This is a genomic window from Photobacterium sp. NCIMB 13483, assembly GCF_003025475.1.
Lineage (GTDB): Bacteria > Pseudomonadota > Gammaproteobacteria > Enterobacterales > Vibrionaceae > Photobacterium > Photobacterium piscicola.
The window spans coordinates 37959-54638 of record NZ_PYLV01000013.1; the positions used below are offsets into that span (position 1 = coordinate 37959).

Here is a 16680-nt window from a genome sequence, read left to right on the forward strand (position 1 = left end):
CATTATTGGGTCAGCGCTTGCTGCCATTCTCGAATCCATTCTTTACGCTTGTGAGCCACTTCATCAGCACTAAATTCTAATGCTTTATCTGGCACGCTTAATTGATTAAATGCGGCGGGCAGTGGTTGTTTAGTAACAGGATACATCCAGTTGTGGGTCGCAATTTGAGATTGAAACCCATCACTGACAATGAACTGCATAAATTGATCTGCTAGTTTAGGATGTGGGCTATTTTTCATTTTGGCGGCAACTTCAACCTGCATGTAATGACCTTCTTTAAAGTTGGCCGCTTTATACTGATTTTTATGCTCTTCCATAATGTGATAAGCCGGTGAGGTGGTGTAAGACAATACCATATCAGCTTCACCATCAAGGAACATGCTGTAAGCTTCTGACCAGCCTTTTGTTACCGTTACTGTGTGTTTAGCAAGTTGTTGCCATGCGGCAGTCGCTTTATCGCCGTACACTGATTTTATCCATAACATCAGCCCTTGACCTGGGGTTGAGGTGCGCGGATCTTGGTAGATGACACTGATGTTTTGATCGTTAACCAGCGCTTTTAAACTGGTGGGTGGATGGGGTAATTTGGTGCTGTCATAAACAAACGCAAAATAGCCATAATCAAAAGGAATAAAGGTATCGTCATGCCAACCTTTAGGTAAGGTTAATTTACTTAGATCAACATGTTGTTTTGCCAGTAATCCCGTTTGTTTAGCTTCAGTCATCAGGTTGTTATCAAGCCCCAATAGAATATCCGCTTGGCTACGGCTGCCTTCTAAACGAACTCGATTAAGAATTGATACGCCATCTTCTAAAGAGACAAAGTTAACTTTGCAACCATCGCATTGGGCTTCAAAGGCTTTTTTGATAATAGGTCCAGGCCCCCACTCGGATGAAAACGAGCTGTAGGTATAAACATTAAGGGTATTATCGGCCGCCAAGACGTTATTTGAGAGTAACGCTATCGATATTAGCGGTAAAAGTGTGTAACTGATTTTCACTATGCGCTCCTGATGTCAGCATCCTGCGAACAAAATAAAAAGAGAGAGCGGCACAGGCTTGAGAGGTAGTAGCAGCATGCTGTAATAGCAGCTAGACAGGGGTAAAATACCCATGCGTTTCTCAATTCCTACGCCAGCATTACCTGGTTCAGGTTCAATGGGTTCTGCTATATCAATCAAGATAATAACAACAATCTCAGCCTAATGGCTCCCCAATGAGAACACGAGCATTGTACCTGTAACTTGTACTAAGTTATAGCTTCTGATTTAACTGCCAGTTGTAATCAAATTTAATGTTATCGCCATTGATTTTTTTATGCACTCGATAATGGTTTATATGCTGCAATAAGGCCTGTTGATTACCAAAATCAACGCTATACCAATCATAAATTGACGATAAAGTTGTTTGTTTTGAGTTGGTACGTACCCCTTTATTACTATTAATAAAACGGCTGGCAGCATTGTTGAGTTGTCGATCAAGGTGATGACTATCAAATACTTGAGGCAGTAAGTCAGGACAACCTAAGCTGGCACAATTAACCGCATAATGAATGCGAGGATCGCGCCAAATCGGACGTAATATACGATGTTCAATGTCATTTAAACTTAAGGTTTTATTTGTGATGGTCACAATGGGTTGATCCCAAGGGCCAAAACTGAAAAAACCACCGAGTTTAGTAATTGATGTGATCGGATAATTATCAAGGATCAATTGGACGGTGAGTGCATTATAAAGATTCACCCAATAAGCAAACTGAACATTACGATTATATTGGCGCGGATCAAGTTTAGCTAACTGATTAATATAATTCTGTAATTGCTGTTTATCGGCGGGAGTCACTGCGCTGTAACGAAACAGTGTTTGTTGTGGGCTAACAACTAAGTATTTAGTTAATAATTGTTGCCATGGGTGATGATTGATATCGCGTTGATTGCTGGCCACCTGATCTTGCCAATAAGGTAATAGATCCGCTTTCGGGGCGGCACATAGAGACCAAGAAGCGAAAATCAACAATAAGCTAAACACAATACGCATACTGAACCTGTTATAAAAAGAGATATCAACAGAAGACCGTAATGATATCTGATTTATTACAGCCGAGTAGGGCGATACTAATGCCTGAGATTAACAGGCATTAGTATTAAGATTAGTTAATTTAAGTGAGATAAGTAGGAATATTAGCTTCATATTCAGCAATTTTCGCTTGGTATTGCAGGGTTAAGCCTATGTTATCTAATCCGTTTAATAGACAGTGACGTCGAAATTCGTCAATTTCAAATGGATATTGGTTACCGTTCGCTGTTACTGTCATAGCCGCTAGATCTACGGTGATTTTTGCCCCTTCAGTGGTTGCTACATAATCAAATAACGCATCAATCTGTGGCGTTGTAAGACGAACAGGGATCATTTGGTTATTGATTGAATTGCCATAAAAAATATCAGCAAAACTAGGGGCGATCATTACTTTAATGCCGTAATCGGCTAACGCCCATGGTGCATGTTCACGCGATGATCCACAGCCAAAGTTTTCGCGAGCCAGTAAAATGGTTGCACCTTGGTAACGAGGGGCATTCATTATAAAATCGGGATTAGGTTGTTGACCGCCATCGTCTAAAAAACGCCAATCATGAAATAAATGTTGTCCAAATCCAGTACGGGTTACTTTTTGAAGAAACTGTTTTGGAATAATGGCATCGGTATCAATATTGGCGGTATTTAACGGTACCACTAACCCTGTATGTTGAGTAAAGCCTGTCATAGTTATGTCCTTATTATGCCGATACTGGTTCAAGTTGACGAATATCGACAAAGTGTCCTGCACATGCCGCCGCCGCCGCCATGGCTGGGCTGACTAAGTGGGTACGACCATCTCGTCCCTGACGTCCTTCAAAATTACGGTTACTGGTGGATGCGCATCGCTCTTGAGGGCCTAAGCGATCGTTGTTCATTGCAAGGCACATTGAGCACCCAGGTAAACGCCATTCAAACCCCGCTTCAATAAAGATCTTATCTAGGCCTTCTTGCTCTGCTTGAGTTTTTACTTGTTCAGAACCCGGCACGACTAAGGCTTGGACATTAGCGGCCACTTTACGGCCTTTAGCAATAGCAGCTGCGGCGCGCATATCTTCGATACGTGAATTGGTACAAGAACCGATAAAAACTTTATCGATAGCATAATCAGATAATGATTTATGAGGTTCTAGTCCCATGTAAGCCAAGGCTTTTTTAGCGGATGTTTGCTCAACTAAATCACTGAAACTTTCAGGTGCAGGGATCGGCTCATCAACAGCAATCACTTGACCGGGATTCGTGCCCCATGTCACTTGTGGTTTGATCTCGGTAGCATTTAAGGTGACAACTGCATCAAACTCTGCGTTGTCATCACTGGTGAGGGTTTGCCAATAAGTGATAGCGGCGTCTAAATCAGCACCTTGAGGTGAAAATTTACGGCCTTTAATATAATCAAAAGTAGTTTGGTCAGGGGCAATTAAGCCTGCTTTTGCACCTAACTCTATCGCCATATTACACACTGTCATACGACCTTCCATCGACAGATCCGTGATAGCTTCGCCACAAAATTCAACCACATAACCTGTTCCGCCAGCAGCGGTAGTTTTACCGATAATCGCTAGTACGATATCTTTCGCGGTAATACCCTCTGCTACTTTTCCTGTAACTTCAATTTTCATGGTTTTAGCGCGAGATTGTTTAAGAGTTTGGGTCGCTAATACGTGCTCAACTTCTGAGGTGCCAATACCGAAAGCCAGTGCGCCAAATGCACCGTGAGTCGCGGTATGTGAATCGCCACAAACAATAGTCATTCCGGGTAAGGTAATACCTAACTCTGGTCCCATTACATGGACAATACCCTGATATTTATGGTTTAAGTCATACAAGGTAACCCCAAAATCAGCACAGTTTTTTGCTAGGGTTTCCATTTGGATTCGTGCCATTTCACCACTGGCGTTAATGTCTTTGGTTTGAGTTGAAACGTTATGATCCATGGTGGCAAAGGTTTTATTTACTTGGCGAACTTGGCGACCTTGTTCGCGCAGCCCATCAAATGCCTGTGGTGAGGTCACTTCATGCACTAAATGACGATCAATATATAAGATTGGGTTTTCGCCAGCCGCTGCTACTACCACATGGGCATCATAGACTTTTTGATAAAGCGTTCTGGCTTGGCTTGAGGGTGACATTATTGTATTCGACATCATGCTGTTCCTTATGCATGTTGAATATAGGCGGCGATTTTGTCACCCATTTCGCTGGTGGTAAGGGCGGTGTTATTACTGGCTAAATCTGCCGTTAGTTGCCCCGCTTCTAGTGCTTGTGCCACCGCTTTTTCTATTGCACGAGCCGCATTTTCTTCACCAAGGCTGTAACGCAACATTAAGGCTGCGGATAGAATCTGGGCTATGGGGTTGGCAATATTTTTACCTGCGATATCAGGTGCTGAACCGCCAGCAGGTTCATATAGACCAAATTTTTGTTGGTTTAAACTTGCAGATGGCAACATGCCCATTGAACCGGTGATCATGGCGCATTCATCGGAAATAATATCGCCAAAAATATTGGAACATAACATCACATCAAATTGTGATGGATCTTTGATAAGTTGCATAGTGGCGTTATCAATGTACATGTGAGTTAAGCTGACATCGGGGTAATCAACCGCAACTTCTTCAACCACTTGACGCCATAAAATTGAGCTTTGTAGTACATTGGCTTTATCAATTGAACAGACTTTTTTACGGCGTAAACGCGCAGATTCAAAGGCTATTTTAGCAATGCGTTCAATTTCATAGCGATGATAAATTTCAGTATCAAAGGCTTTTTCTTGTGCGCCTTCACCTGATCGACCTTTGGGCTCGCCAAAATAAATGCCGCCAGTGAGTTCACGTACAACGGCAATATCAAATCCACGCTCAGAGATATCAGCCCGTAGTGGAGAAAAGTGTTCTAGACCACGGTGGATTTGTGCTGGGCGTAAGTTACAAAATAATTCAAAGTGCTTACGTAGTGGTAAGAGTGCGCCACGCTCCGGTTGATCATTGGGAGCGAGGTGTTCCCATTTAGGGCCACCAACAGAGCCGAACAATACCGCATCTGCAGCTTCACAACCTTTTAGAGTGATGGACGGTAGGGGGCAGCCATGATTATCAATCGCAATACCACCAACATCGAACTGATGACAATTAAGGGTAATATCAAATTTTTGTTGGACTGCCGCTAAGACTTTGTGTGCTTGTTGCATCACTTCTGGGCCAATACCGTCACCGGGTAGTACTGCTATATTATATGAACCTGCCATGGTGGGTGCTCTCCATAATGTACTAAAAATAGATTGAATTTGTTGTTAATGAATAACGTTAGTGGCTATGTTGCTGTTTGATAGTTGCGATTTGATCGGCACGATAAATACTATTGATAACATGGATCAGCGCTTGACCTGACGCTTCTACAATATCTGTCGCAAGGCCTGTGCCGTGGTACTTGCGGCCTTTGTAATTAGCGATAATATCGGCTTGTCCTAGGCCATCTTCACCTTCGCCTTTGGCGGTAAGATCAAACTTATCAAGTACAATTTCATACCCTGTTAGGCGGTAGATACATTGATACAAGGCATCTACCGGACCATTACCGACAGCGGCTTCACACTTTTCCTGATCGCCACATTGAAGTTTTATGCTAGTGGTTGCCATCACACTGCCAGATTGGACGCTTAAATAGTTTATTTTGAAAAAGTCATCTTCATCGCGCAGATTAGAAAAATGCATTAAGGCTTCAAGATCATAATCAAATACCTGGCCTTTTCTATCAGCTAGGCTAAGAAAATCGGTATACAGTTTATCAAGGTCATATTCATGCTCGGTATAGCCAAGAGTATCCATATGACTCTTAACCGCGGCACGACCAGAACGACTGGTAAGGTTCAATGCTTGGTTTTTAAGACCAATCGAATTTGGGGTCATGATTTCGTAGGTATTTTTATTTTTCAGCATGCCGTCTTGATGAATGCCTGAAGAGTGACTAAAAGCATTACTGCCTACGATAGCTTTATTGGCTTGAATCGGCATATTACATAACTGACTAACCATTTTACTGGTGCGATGGATTTCATCATGCTTGAGGTTGGTATGCACCCCTAATAGTGATTGACGGGTTTTAATGATCATCGCTATCTCTTCAAGGGCGCAATTACCTGCGCGTTCACCTAAACCGTTAATGGTGCCTTCTACTTGGCGGGCGCCCGCTTGAATGGCTGCCATGGAGTTTGCGACTGACATACCAAGATCGTCATGACAATGCACGGAGATGATGGCTTTATCGATATTGGGTACACGATTAAACAGTTGGGTGATAATGCCACCAAACTCACTTGGTAGGGTGTAACCCACAGTATCGGGAATATTAATGGTCGTTGCTCCCGCATCAATTGCGGCTTCTACCATACGACATAAATTATCAATTGGTGTCCGTCCGGCATCTTCACAGGAAAACTCGACATCATCGGTATATTTACGCGCCCGTTTTACTGCCGCAATGCCCATCGCAATTACATCGTCATAGCTACGACGCAATTTATCTTGTACATGGACGGTTGAGGTTGAAATAAAGGTATGGATACGAAATGATTCAGCGGCTTTTAACGATTCAGCGGCAACATCAATGTCTTTTTCGACCGCACGCGACAAGGCACATATACGACTGTTTCTAATGTGCTTAGCGATGGTTTGTACTGATTCAAAATCACCAGGGGATGACACTGGAAAACCGGCCTCGATAACATCGATACCTAAGCGTTCTAGCGCATAAGCAATTTGCAATTTTTCTTTAACTGTTAGACTGGCGGATAAAGCTTGTTCGCCATCACGCAAAGTGGTATCAAAAATAATGACCTGATCTTTCATAGTGACATCCTTTTACTTTTATATGTGAGCCTGTAATAAGACTGAGTTCCGCATTCACTTGCGCTGGTCAAAATATGAAAAAACCCGCGCTTGCTTGCGCGGGTTTTGAAATCTTTAGTGGTGTTTTCCACTCGATAGCAACCCGCGTGATTATGTCACGATAAGGAGGAGGGCTAAGAGGAGATAGAAATACGTTTTCATTTCATTAAAGACTTCAATAAATTTGGTTAACAAATGAATATCAAATAGACGGGCTATAGGTCAACCAAAAGTTGTGTTTTTTTTGTACTTTCAAGAACAGGCTATCGTTTGATAACCAAAAATAGACATCGTAATCACGCTTAATAACTGTATTAAATAATATATATTTCAATTAAGAATGATAAATATTAATAATGATTATTGAAGTGCTTTAAATAACTATTATTAAAATTAATAATTGTTATTGATTGTTATATTTATAGGTGTAATGACTTAAGGTTGTTTATATATACATAATACAAATATATAATAAGTACATAATATTCCCATTGTGAATTTATATTTGAAAATAAATGATAATCTTTGAAATTAAAACGTGATTTTATCTTATTTTATGAATAGTTATTTTATTTATATTAAATTAAAGAATATTGATTTGGCGACTAAGTATTTGATTGTTAAGGTTTCATATTTCTGAATTATTTTTAAATAAGAGGTTGTTCATATTGTCTTATTTTCTATTATTAGTTACATCAATCTATATGGTTGATACTGGCTGTATCCCAACTAGGGCATTCAAAGCAAACACTGTAGACAAAAATTTAATGTCTAACTTATGTATAGCGTTGCGATGCACCAATAATGATTATTTTTAGAGGTATACATGAGCCGAACGACTACTTCAGTTGCTGCAGTTGATAATTTCAGTATGGAATCCACACTTCGTAGTGTTGACCTTAATCTATTGACCGTTTTTGATGCCGTTATGCAAGAGCAAAATATAACGCGAGCAGCACAAAATTTAGGTATGTCGCAACCCGCAGTAAGTAATGCGGTTGCGCGTTTAAAAGTGATGTTTAATGATGATCTTTTCATTCGTCATGGTCGTGGTATTCAACCAACGCAACGTGCTAAACAATTGTTTGGTCCATTACGTCAAGCATTGCAGTTGGTAAAAAACGAATTACCTTGCTCTATCTTTGCACCATTAACATCAAGCCGCACTTTTAAACTCGCAATTTGTAGCCCTTCAGATATGCGTTTCGCACCGACAGTATTGTCGACCATGCGCGAACAAGCACCACATATTCAACTGCAATTAGAAGCAGAAGTGGATGCCGAATTATCACAAAAAATGCGTTATCAAGAAGTTGATTTTGTGATTGACTATACTCGTTTTGATGAAGATGGTTTCTGTAGTACTGAATTATTTTGTGATGAGTTAGTGGCTATTGCAGCTAATAATCACCCTCGAATTGGTGACAGTATTTCTGCTGATGAATTCAGTAACGAAATGCATGCTGTATTAAAATCAGTATCAGATGTGAAAATGTTTGCTGATGATATCTATAATCACAGTGAAACAAATTGTCAGGATGCTTATCAAGGCGCAAGTCTGAACGACATTATGTTTGTTGTTAGCCAATCTGAATTGATTGCCGTTGCCCCGCGTTGGTTAGCTGAAGCGTCTGCTGAAAACTTACAAATTAAAGTACTGCCGTTGCCTTTTACTAATGCAAAAATCACAGGCTACCTAAGCTGGCATGAATCAACGCAGAAAGATAAAGGTAATATCTGGATGCGTGATCAGTTAATGGCTATCTGTGGTGATCTGACCAGCTAATAGTTTATAAAGCGTTATTATAAGGCCAGCTTAAACGCTGGCTTTTTTTATGGTAAAAATAAAATCATATGCTTTGATTAGCAATAGGTTAGCGTGGCGAGATTTTATAGTAATGATATTTAAAGTTTCTATTTTCACGTAGATTGTTTAGGTTCTTTTTCTGTTATGAGACCATGTTATTTATAGATTCTTACACTTTTATTGTTTGTTTAAAAAGTCATTGAAGACAATAAGTAAGCGGGTATAGAGTGATCTCGGTCATCAGAAACTATAATTTAATATTCATTATAGTTGGCTTTTCAAAGACTGAATTGTAGACTGCATCTCTCAAATCAGCTTACAAGTGTAAGCTAAAAAAATAGAGTACTTATGGCACAACATGATTTCCATATTGTTCACCGTATTCGTCAGCAAATTGCGCGCTTAGGCGACACGCCTGCTTTACGTCATCAAGTTAATGATGAATGGCAAGATATTAGCTGGAATAATTTTGGTGAAAAAATTCAACAATTGGCATTAGCACTACTAAATCAAGGTTTAGCAGTACAAGATAAAGTCGGTATTTTTGCTAATAATATGCCTCGTTGGACGGTTGCTGATTTTGCTTCGCTATATAACCGCTGTGTTACGGTGCCTATTTATCCAACCAATACACCTCAGCAATCTGCATATATCATTAATGATGCCAATGTAAAAGTCCTCTTTGTTGGTGGACAAGCACAGCTAAATATAGCGGTAGCTATTGCTGATCAGTGTCCGAATTTAGAGCGTATTGTTGCACTAACAGATGATGTTGAATTACCTCAACACCCATTAGTTTGTCATTACGTCGATTTTTTAAAAACAGCCTCTTCAGAGTATCAGTCAGAGCTTGATGCCCGTTTAGACAGCTTGGCTATGGATGATTTATTAACGCTGATCTATACCTCGGGTACCACAGGTACACCTAAAGGGGTAATGCTTGATTATGCTAATATTGCTTCACAAATTATTGCTCATGATGAACGTTTAGCATTAGATGAAGGCGATACATCATTATGTTTCTTACCGTTATCACATGTCTTTGAACGTGCTTGGACATTTTATGTCTTACACCGTGGCGTCATTAATTGTTATCTGTCAGATACCAATAAGCTCAAAGAAGCGTTAGTGACAGTAAAGCCTAATTACATGTCTGCTGTGCCTCGTGTTTATGAAAAAATATATTCAGGTGTTCATGAAAAAGTCGCTCGTGCCCCTTTTCATCGTAAGATGATTTTTACTTGGGCTGTAAATATGGGTGCAAGGATGTCGTTGGCTCGTCAAGAGTGTCGTGAGCCTTCATGGTTATTACAGAAAAGCCATAACTTAGCCGATAAAATGGTGCTGTCTAAATTACGTGCAGTATTGGGTGGCAATATTAAGTGTATGCCATGTGGCGGCGCTAAATTAGATGCGGGCATTGGTCGTTTTTTCCATGCTATGGGGATTAACGTAAAGTTAGGCTATGGTATGACAGAAACCACTGCGACGGTGTCTTGTTGGGATGATCGCTGCTATAACCCTGATTCAATTGGTATGCCAATGCCAGGTGCTGAAGTTAAAATTGGTAAAGATAATGAAATTTTAGTACGCGGTCCGATGGTTATGCGTGGCTATTACAATATGCCAGAAGAGACAGCGAACAATTTTACTGATGATGGATTTCTTAAAACCGGTGATGCGGGTTATATCGATGAACAAGGTAATTTGTTTATTACTGATCGTATCAAAGAGTTAATGAAAACATCGGGTGGTAAGTATATTGCACCACAAGTGATTGAAGGTGCGATTGGTAAAGATCATCTAATTGAACAAATTGCGGTTATTGCTGACACCCGTAAATTCGTATCAGCATTGATCGTACCTTGTTTTGAAACACTAGAAGAACATGCGCGTGAGCTCAATATTAAATATCAAGATCGCATGGAATTGGTTAAACACAGCCAAATTGTTGAATTAATTGAGAAACGTGTGATTGAGTTACAGAAAGATCTAGCACGTTTTGAGCAAGTAAAAAAATTCACCTTATTACCTAAATCATTCTCAATGGATAAAGGTGAATTAACACCAACGCAAAAATTACGTCGTAAAGTGATTCAAGATCGTTACCATAAAGAGATTGAACATATGTACGAAGAAAGCCATAAAAAAGCGCAACAAAAAGACGACTAATCTATTTTTTGCTTAGATTTAAGAAAGAAGCCTTTAAGGCTTCTTTTTTTTATTTGAGTAAAGAGGGATATTCTGAGTTCGCATCGAATAGTAGTCGTTGGTAGTATAGAGTTTACTAAGATCTATATAAAACATTAACAATTTTAGATCCGATAGATATAAACCGTAAACTTGTCTTTTGCTCTAGCAATGAATGATGCAAAAGCGTTAAAGTTGTTACGGTTATTCGTGGTTATTATTATAACCATGATAAACATAGCATGAGTATTCATGTTTTTTATTAGGCTAAAAATAAGCCCTAACTATGTTTTATCGATCTGGAGACAAAATATGGAAATGTTGTCTGGCGCAGACATGATCGTTCGTTCAATGATCGATCAAGGCGTTAAGCATATCTTCGGTTATCCCGGAGGCTCGGTTCTTGATATTTATGATGCTTTACATGAAAAAAGCGATATTGAACATGTACTTGTACGTCATGAGCAAGCCGCTGTGCACATGGCTGATGGCTATGCTAGAGCAACAGGAGACGTGGGTGTTGTCCTTGTTACCTCCGGCCCTGGTGCAACCAATGCGATCACTGGTATTGCTACCGCTTATATGGACTCGATCCCACTGGTTGTATTGTCCGGCCAAGTAATGAGTAACTTGATTGGTAATGATGCCTTTCAAGAGTGTGATATGGTCGGCATTTCCCGCCCTGTCGTAAAGCACAGCTTTTTGGTAACAAAACCGGAAGATATCCCCACTATTATCAAAAAAGCGTTTTATATTGCTGCCAGTGGCCGTCCAGGGCCGGTTGTGGTTGATATTCCCAAAGATATGCTTAATCCGGCAGAAACCTATCCCTACCAGTATCCTGAATCGATAGCATTACGTTCTTATAATCCCACAACTCAAGGTCATAAAGGTCAAATTAAGCGGGGTGTCAAAGCCTTATTAGCCGCCAAACAACCTGTGCTGTACGTTGGTGGTGGCGCGGTGATGTCTAACTGTAGTGAGCCATTGATAGCATTAGCTGAAAGTTTACATATTCCGGTGGTTAATACACTAATGGGGCTTGGTGCTTTTCCGGGAACACATGCGCAATGTTTGGGTATGTTGGGTATGCATGGAACCTATGAAGCTAATATGGCGATGCATAATGCAGATCTTATTTTTGGGATCGGGGTTAGATTTGATGATCGCACCACTAATAATCTTGAAAAGTACTGCCCCAATGCAACTATTATGCACATTGATATTGATCCGTCATCGATATCAAAAACGGTGGCGGTTGATATCCCTATTGTAGGTTCTGCTGATACTGTGCTGACGTGTATGCTTAAATTGGTTAATGAGCAAGACGATATTGATAATCAAGCAGCATTACAGCCATGGTGGCAACAAATATCGACATGGCGTCAGCGTCAATGTCTGCGCTATGACACCACAACAGATCGCATTAAACCGCAACAGGTAATTGAATCTTTGTATCGTCTTACTGATGGTGATGCTTATGTCTCTTCCGATGTAGGTCAGCATCAAATGTTCGCCGCATTGTATTATCCATTTGATAAACCTCGACGTTGGATCAATTCAGGCGGTCTTGGCACTATGGGATTTGGTCTGCCTGCAGCAATGGGGGTTAAATTTGCATTACCTGATGCAGAAGTGGTGTGCGTAACGGGGGATGGCAGTATTCAAATGAATATTCAAGAGCTTTCAACCGCATTGCAATACGATATTCCCGTGAAAATTATCAATCTTAATAATCGTTTTCTTGGCATGGTAAAGCAATGGCAAGATATGATTTATCAAGGTCGCCATTCTCAATCTTATATGGATTCTGTGCCTGATTTTGCCGCGATTGCTGAAGCTTATGGTCATGTTGGGGTTCGTATTTCCGATCCTAAACAGTTGGATCAGCAATTAGAACAAGCATTAGCCTTGAAAGATAAATTGGTTTTTATTGATATCAGTGTTGATGAAACTGAGCATGTGTACCCGATGTTGATTCGTGGTGGTGCGATGAGTGACATGTGGTTAAGTAAAACGGAGCGTACATAATGCGTAGAATTATTTCAGTATTACTTGAAAACCAGCCAGGGGCTTTGTCACGGGTGGTGGGCTTATTTTCCCAACGTGGTTATAACATCGAGTCATTAACTGTTGCTCCAACGGATGATCCTACCTTATCACGGTTAAATATTACTACCCACGTTGAAGATGAAGCCGCGTATGAACAAATTGAAAAACAGCTGCACAAACTTATCGATATTTTAAAGGTCAGTAATGTCACGGCATCTGATCATATTGAACGAGAATTAATGTTGGTAAAAGTCAAAGCCAGTGGTTTTGCGCGAGCAGAGGTAAAACGTACCGCTGATATTTTTAGAGGCTTAATTGTTGATGTAACCAGTCAGATTTATACCATCCAATTGGTGGGAACCGGCGGTAAGCTAGATGCATTTTTAGCTGCAGTGGGTGAGGCGACAGAGATCATTGAAGTGGCTCGTAGTGGTATTGTTGGTTTAGCTCGTGGTGAGCGTGCTTTAAAAGCATAGTCTTAGAGGATAACAAAAAAACCCATGACATTAATGTGGCATGGGTTTTTTGCTGTTTAATTATTGGAGTAAATCTAGAGATATGGACTCACTGAACTGACGGCATTTTTTGAGTGGTCATGCATGATTGTTCGTGCTAGTTCAACATCACGATCTAAGACTGCTTTCATTAACGCTTCATGTTCTCCACCATCATGATAACGGTTTTCGCTATCACGAGATTGACTTAGCCAAATATGACGATAACGCTTAAGTTGCTCATAAATATCAAGGTAAAGATCAAGTAATACCGGAGAATTACTGCCCGATAAAATAGCAATATGAAAATCACCATGACGCTGTTCCCACTCAGAAAGATCAGCGTTATCAGAGGTTGGATTAAGACGGCTTAATTTATGGTAACTGGTGAGAATATTAAGTTCCCAAGCCTCATCACCTTGTAAAATGGCTTTTTTTAATAATTCATGTGAAATTAATTGGTGAGCATTAAAAAGATCTGTTAGTTCTTCCACAGAAACAGGCGCTACCCAGCAACCTTTTTGTGGGGCAAATTTAACATACTTTTTCCACGATAATTGGACTAAGGCTTCACGAATAGGTGATGCACCGACTTGATAGTGTTCTTTCAAATCAGCAACAACAAGTTTTTGTCCTGGCGTCAATTTGCCAAGCAAAATATCTTGTCGTATGACCTCCATAATTTTATTCGTTTGCGTAGGACTGGACACGGTTTCCCTCTTTGTTGTTATATTTATTCGACAGCATCCAAACACAACTTTTGTTGAAAGTTATTAATGCATGAATGTCTATTGATTAGAAGTATAACTGGCTTTGTTTGTTGCTTAAACATTAAAGAGGGTGATAAACAATGATTAAAATGGATTGATAGCGGGAATATTACTATTGTTAGGTATTGATTTATAAAATAACGATATGAACTATGTTTTATGGTTGTTATTTTATAAATAATAACGGTGTTACAAAGAATATCGGAATATGAAGGACGCTACAATTACAATGACCGATGAATAAAAAGGGAGCCGAAGCTCCCTTTTTTAGTGTCTATTTACGAACAATTATAGTACGTGAACAGATGCAGTGTTGGTTGTGCCTGAAGCAACTAGTGCGCCAGAAACCATAACAACGATATCGCCTTTAGCACCTAGGCCAGTTTCAAGAGCTAACTCTTTACCGCGTAGGTAGAATGCATCAGTACTGTCGATTGCATCAACAATAACAGGTGTAACACCTTTAGAAAGACATAGTTGAGCCGCTGTCTTAGTATTTGTTGTTACAGCAAGGATACGTGCTGTTGGGAAGTACTTACGGATTGAACGAGCAGATTTACCTGCTTCAGTTGCAACGATGATTAGCGGAGCATTTAGTTTCTCTGCTGTGTCAACTGCACCTTTACATACCGCTTCAGTAATACGTAGACGTGGGCTATCTAGACGTGAACCTAGCTCAGCTTTAAGTACTTTATCTGTACGTGCACAGATTTGCGCCATGATAGTTACAGCTTCGATTGGGTATTTACCCTTAGCTGATTCACCAGAAAGCATTACTGCATCAGTACCATCCATGATTGCGTTAGCAACGTCACCCGCTTCTGCGCGTGTTGGACGTGGGTTCTTGATCATTGAATCAAGCATTTGTGTTGCAGTGATAACTACTTTACGAGCGCGGTTACACTTCTCGATCATCATCTTTTGAGCAAAGATAACTTCTTCAACTGGAATCTCAACACCAAGGTCACCACGAGCAACCATGATACCGTCAGATGCTTCAAGAATAGCGTCAAAGTTATCAACACCTTCTTGGTTTTCGATCTTAGAGATGATTTGAATGTCAGCGCCGCCGTTTGCTTCTAGTAGCGCGCGGATTTCTAGTACGTCTTCAGCCTTACGGATAAAAGATGCAGCAACAAAATCAACGCCTTGCTCACAACCAAATTTAAGGTCAGCTTTATCTTTTTCAGCAAGAGCTGGAAGTTTTACAGAAACGCCAGGAAGGTTAACACCTTTGTTTTCGCCTAGGTCACCGCTGTTAAGTACTTTACACTTAACTTCAGTTTCTGTTGTTTCCAACACTTCCATTTCAATTAGACCATCGTCTACTAGGATAATGTTGCCTTTTGCTAGATCTTTAGCAAAACCAGGGTAAGTCACTGCCACACGGTCTTGATTACCGACTACAGATGTATCTGTTGTGAAAGTGAAATCTTGACCAGCTACTAGAGTGAAGTCATTGCCACCTTCTAGTTTGATAGTACGAATTTCAGGACCTTTAGTATCTAGCAAAATTGCTAGTTCTTTGCCTGTGTTAGCCATAACTTCACGTAGGTTAGTGATACGCTGACCGTGTTCTTCGAAGTCACCGTGTGAGAAGTTAAGACGCATTACGTTCATACCAGCGTTAGCTAGTTTAGTAAGCATTTCTACAGATTCAGTTTTTGGTCCAATCGTACATACGATCTTGGTCTTTTTCATTGAGGATACTCTCCGGACGAACTTTTTACCCAAGGGAAAATTAACATTAATCATGATCAGATCATCAACATGTTGTTAAGAGCTGATAGTGAGTAATGAATAAATAAAAAACGCTTTAAATATTACTTTAAAAAAGCGTTAGTGCGCTTTTGTAAAGTTCATCTCTAGGTGATCTTAAGCGGCATCAAATATATTGTTGTTATTATTGAACAAGTAGATAAATGCCTTTGCAACATTGATTGTAACCCTAATATTCAAGCGCAGGATTATAGCAGATATTCCACCATTTGGCACCCTGAGATATAGCTGTTCATTGTCAATGTCATGTGTGACATAAAAATGATGATTATGTGGAAAAATAAAAACAAAGCTTTGCTATTTATCAAGTGTCGGTGTGTTTTATGAATTTTTTGTGGTGTTGTTACTGAGAAAAATAGGGAGAGGGCTGAAACTTTCATGAAGCCCAAACGAAAAAAAGCTGAAGTAAAAATACTTCAGCTTTTTCGAATTTGGTGGCCCCTCCCAGACTTGAACTGGGGACCAAGCGATTATGAGTCGCCTGCTCTAACCACTGAGCTAAGGGGCCATATGCGGCAAATTATAGGGGATGGTGTCGCACTTGTCTAGCGATTAACGCCGAAAATTTGTTTGTTTTTTCAACAGTTAGATAAGTTTTATGGACTTGTTCACAGTTCAATGTTGCTATTGCC

Annotated in this window: 12 protein-coding genes, 1 tRNA gene and 1 riboswitch; of the genes, 4 read left to right on the forward strand and 9 right to left on the reverse strand. The window is 40.2% G+C overall.

Going from position 1 to position 16680, the window contains the following annotated elements; genetic code table 11:
- Nucleotides 1-2: 2 nt before the first annotated feature.
- From thiB to leuA, 6 genes are all read right to left on the reverse strand, one after another.
- Nucleotides 3-1001 carry a thiamine ABC transporter substrate binding subunit gene (thiB, locus tag C9I86_RS11675; RefSeq protein ID WP_107276414.1) on the reverse strand — a complete coding sequence of 333 codons (999 nt, stop codon included), beginning with the start codon at nt 999-1001 and terminating at the stop codon, nt 3-5.
- 108 nt (nt 1002-1109) lie between these two features.
- Nucleotides 1110-1226: riboswitch (TPP riboswitch) on the reverse strand.
- A gap of 28 nt (nt 1227-1254) precedes the next feature.
- On the reverse strand, nt 1255-2037 hold the full coding sequence (locus tag C9I86_RS11680) for a DUF547 domain-containing protein (RefSeq protein ID WP_107276415.1): 783 nt from the start codon (nt 2035-2037) through the stop codon (nt 1255-1257).
- A gap of 121 nt (nt 2038-2158) precedes the next feature.
- Entirely contained in the window at nt 2159-2761 is a 603-nt protein-coding gene (leuD, locus tag C9I86_RS11685; RefSeq protein WP_107276416.1) for a 3-isopropylmalate dehydratase small subunit, read from the reverse strand.
- 13 nt (nt 2762-2774) lie between these two features.
- Complete coding sequence (gene leuC / locus C9I86_RS11690) at nt 2775-4202, reverse strand: 3-isopropylmalate dehydratase large subunit (RefSeq protein ID WP_107276417.1); 1428 nt, start codon at nt 4200-4202, stop codon at nt 2775-2777.
- A gap of 26 nt (nt 4203-4228) precedes the next feature.
- Nucleotides 4229-5317, reverse strand: a complete 1089-nt coding sequence (gene leuB, locus C9I86_RS11695; protein WP_107276418.1) for a 3-isopropylmalate dehydrogenase — start codon at nt 5315-5317, stop codon at nt 4229-4231.
- Nucleotides 5318-5375: 58 nt separating this feature from the next.
- Nucleotides 5376-6917: a 2-isopropylmalate synthase gene (gene leuA, locus C9I86_RS11700; protein ID WP_107276419.1), complete on the reverse strand. Its 1542-nt coding sequence runs from the start codon at nt 6915-6917 to the stop codon at nt 5376-5378.
- Between the two features lie 865 nt (nt 6918-7782).
- Between leuA and leuO the strand changes: the two genes are divergently transcribed.
- The 4 genes from leuO (at nt 7783) to ilvN (ending at nt 13481) form a co-directional block, all read left to right on the forward strand.
- Nucleotides 7783-8742 (forward strand): transcriptional regulator LeuO, encoded by a 960-nt coding sequence (gene leuO, locus C9I86_RS11705; RefSeq protein ID WP_080158590.1) that lies wholly within the window; start codon nt 7783-7785, stop codon nt 8740-8742.
- Nucleotides 8743-9111: 369 nt separating this feature from the next.
- A complete protein-coding gene (locus C9I86_RS11710) occupies nt 9112-10935 on the forward strand; it encodes a long-chain fatty acid--CoA ligase (protein WP_080158589.1) in 1824 nt (607 codons plus the stop codon).
- A gap of 330 nt (nt 10936-11265) precedes the next feature.
- On the forward strand, nt 11266-12984 hold the full coding sequence (locus tag C9I86_RS11715) for an acetolactate synthase 3 large subunit (RefSeq protein WP_080158588.1): 1719 nt from the start codon (nt 11266-11268) through the stop codon (nt 12982-12984).
- Nucleotides 12984-13481 carry an acetolactate synthase small subunit gene (ilvN, locus tag C9I86_RS11720; protein ID WP_080158587.1) on the forward strand — a complete coding sequence of 166 codons (498 nt, stop codon included), beginning with the start codon at nt 12984-12986 and terminating at the stop codon, nt 13479-13481. The genes C9I86_RS11715 and ilvN overlap by 1 nt, the downstream gene beginning before the upstream one ends.
- A gap of 74 nt (nt 13482-13555) precedes the next feature.
- Here ilvN and C9I86_RS11725 read toward each other — a convergent pair whose 3' ends face one another.
- From C9I86_RS11725 to C9I86_RS11735, 3 genes are all read right to left on the reverse strand, one after another.
- Complete coding sequence (locus C9I86_RS11725; protein WP_080158586.1) at nt 13556-14179, reverse strand: FCD domain-containing protein; 624 nt, start codon at nt 14177-14179, stop codon at nt 13556-13558.
- A gap of 378 nt (nt 14180-14557) precedes the next feature.
- Nucleotides 14558-15970, reverse strand: a complete 1413-nt coding sequence (gene pykF / locus C9I86_RS11730; RefSeq protein WP_080158585.1) for a pyruvate kinase PykF — start codon at nt 15968-15970, stop codon at nt 14558-14560.
- Nucleotides 15971-16480: 510 nt separating this feature from the next.
- Nucleotides 16481-16556: transfer RNA gene (locus C9I86_RS11735), tRNA-Ile, on the reverse strand.
- Nucleotides 16557-16680 lie beyond the last annotated feature (124 nt).

Excerpts from the sequence above, each read along its gene's own strand:
- C9I86_RS11680 (WP_107276415.1), bottom strand. The coding sequence starts at position 2,037 with ATGCGTATTGTGTTTAGCTTATTGTTGATTTTCGCTTCTTGGTCTCTA.
- leuD (WP_107276416.1), bottom strand. The coding sequence starts at position 2,761 with ATGACAGGCTTTACTCAACATACAGGGTTAGTGGTACCGTTAAATACC.
- leuC (WP_107276417.1), bottom strand. The coding sequence starts at position 4,202 with ATGTCACCCTCAAGCCAAGCCAGAACGCTTTATCAAAAAGTCTATGAT.
- leuB (WP_107276418.1), bottom strand. The coding sequence starts at position 5,317 with ATGGCAGGTTCATATAATATAGCAGTACTACCCGGTGACGGTATTGGC.
- leuA (WP_107276419.1), bottom strand. The coding sequence starts at position 6,917 with ATGAAAGATCAGGTCATTATTTTTGATACCACTTTGCGTGATGGCGAA.
- leuO (WP_080158590.1), top strand. The coding sequence starts at position 7,783 with ATGAGCCGAACGACTACTTCAGTTGCTGCAGTTGATAATTTCAGTATG.
- C9I86_RS11710 (WP_080158589.1), top strand. The coding sequence starts at position 9,112 with ATGGCACAACATGATTTCCATATTGTTCACCGTATTCGTCAGCAAATT.
- C9I86_RS11715 (WP_080158588.1), top strand. The coding sequence starts at position 11,266 with ATGGAAATGTTGTCTGGCGCAGACATGATCGTTCGTTCAATGATCGAT.
- ilvN (WP_080158587.1), top strand. The coding sequence starts at position 12,984 with ATGCGTAGAATTATTTCAGTATTACTTGAAAACCAGCCAGGGGCTTTG.
- C9I86_RS11725 (WP_080158586.1), bottom strand. The coding sequence starts at position 14,179 with ATGGAGGTCATACGACAAGATATTTTGCTTGGCAAATTGACGCCAGGA.
- pykF (WP_080158585.1), bottom strand. The coding sequence starts at position 15,970 with ATGAAAAAGACCAAGATCGTATGTACGATTGGACCAAAAACTGAATCT.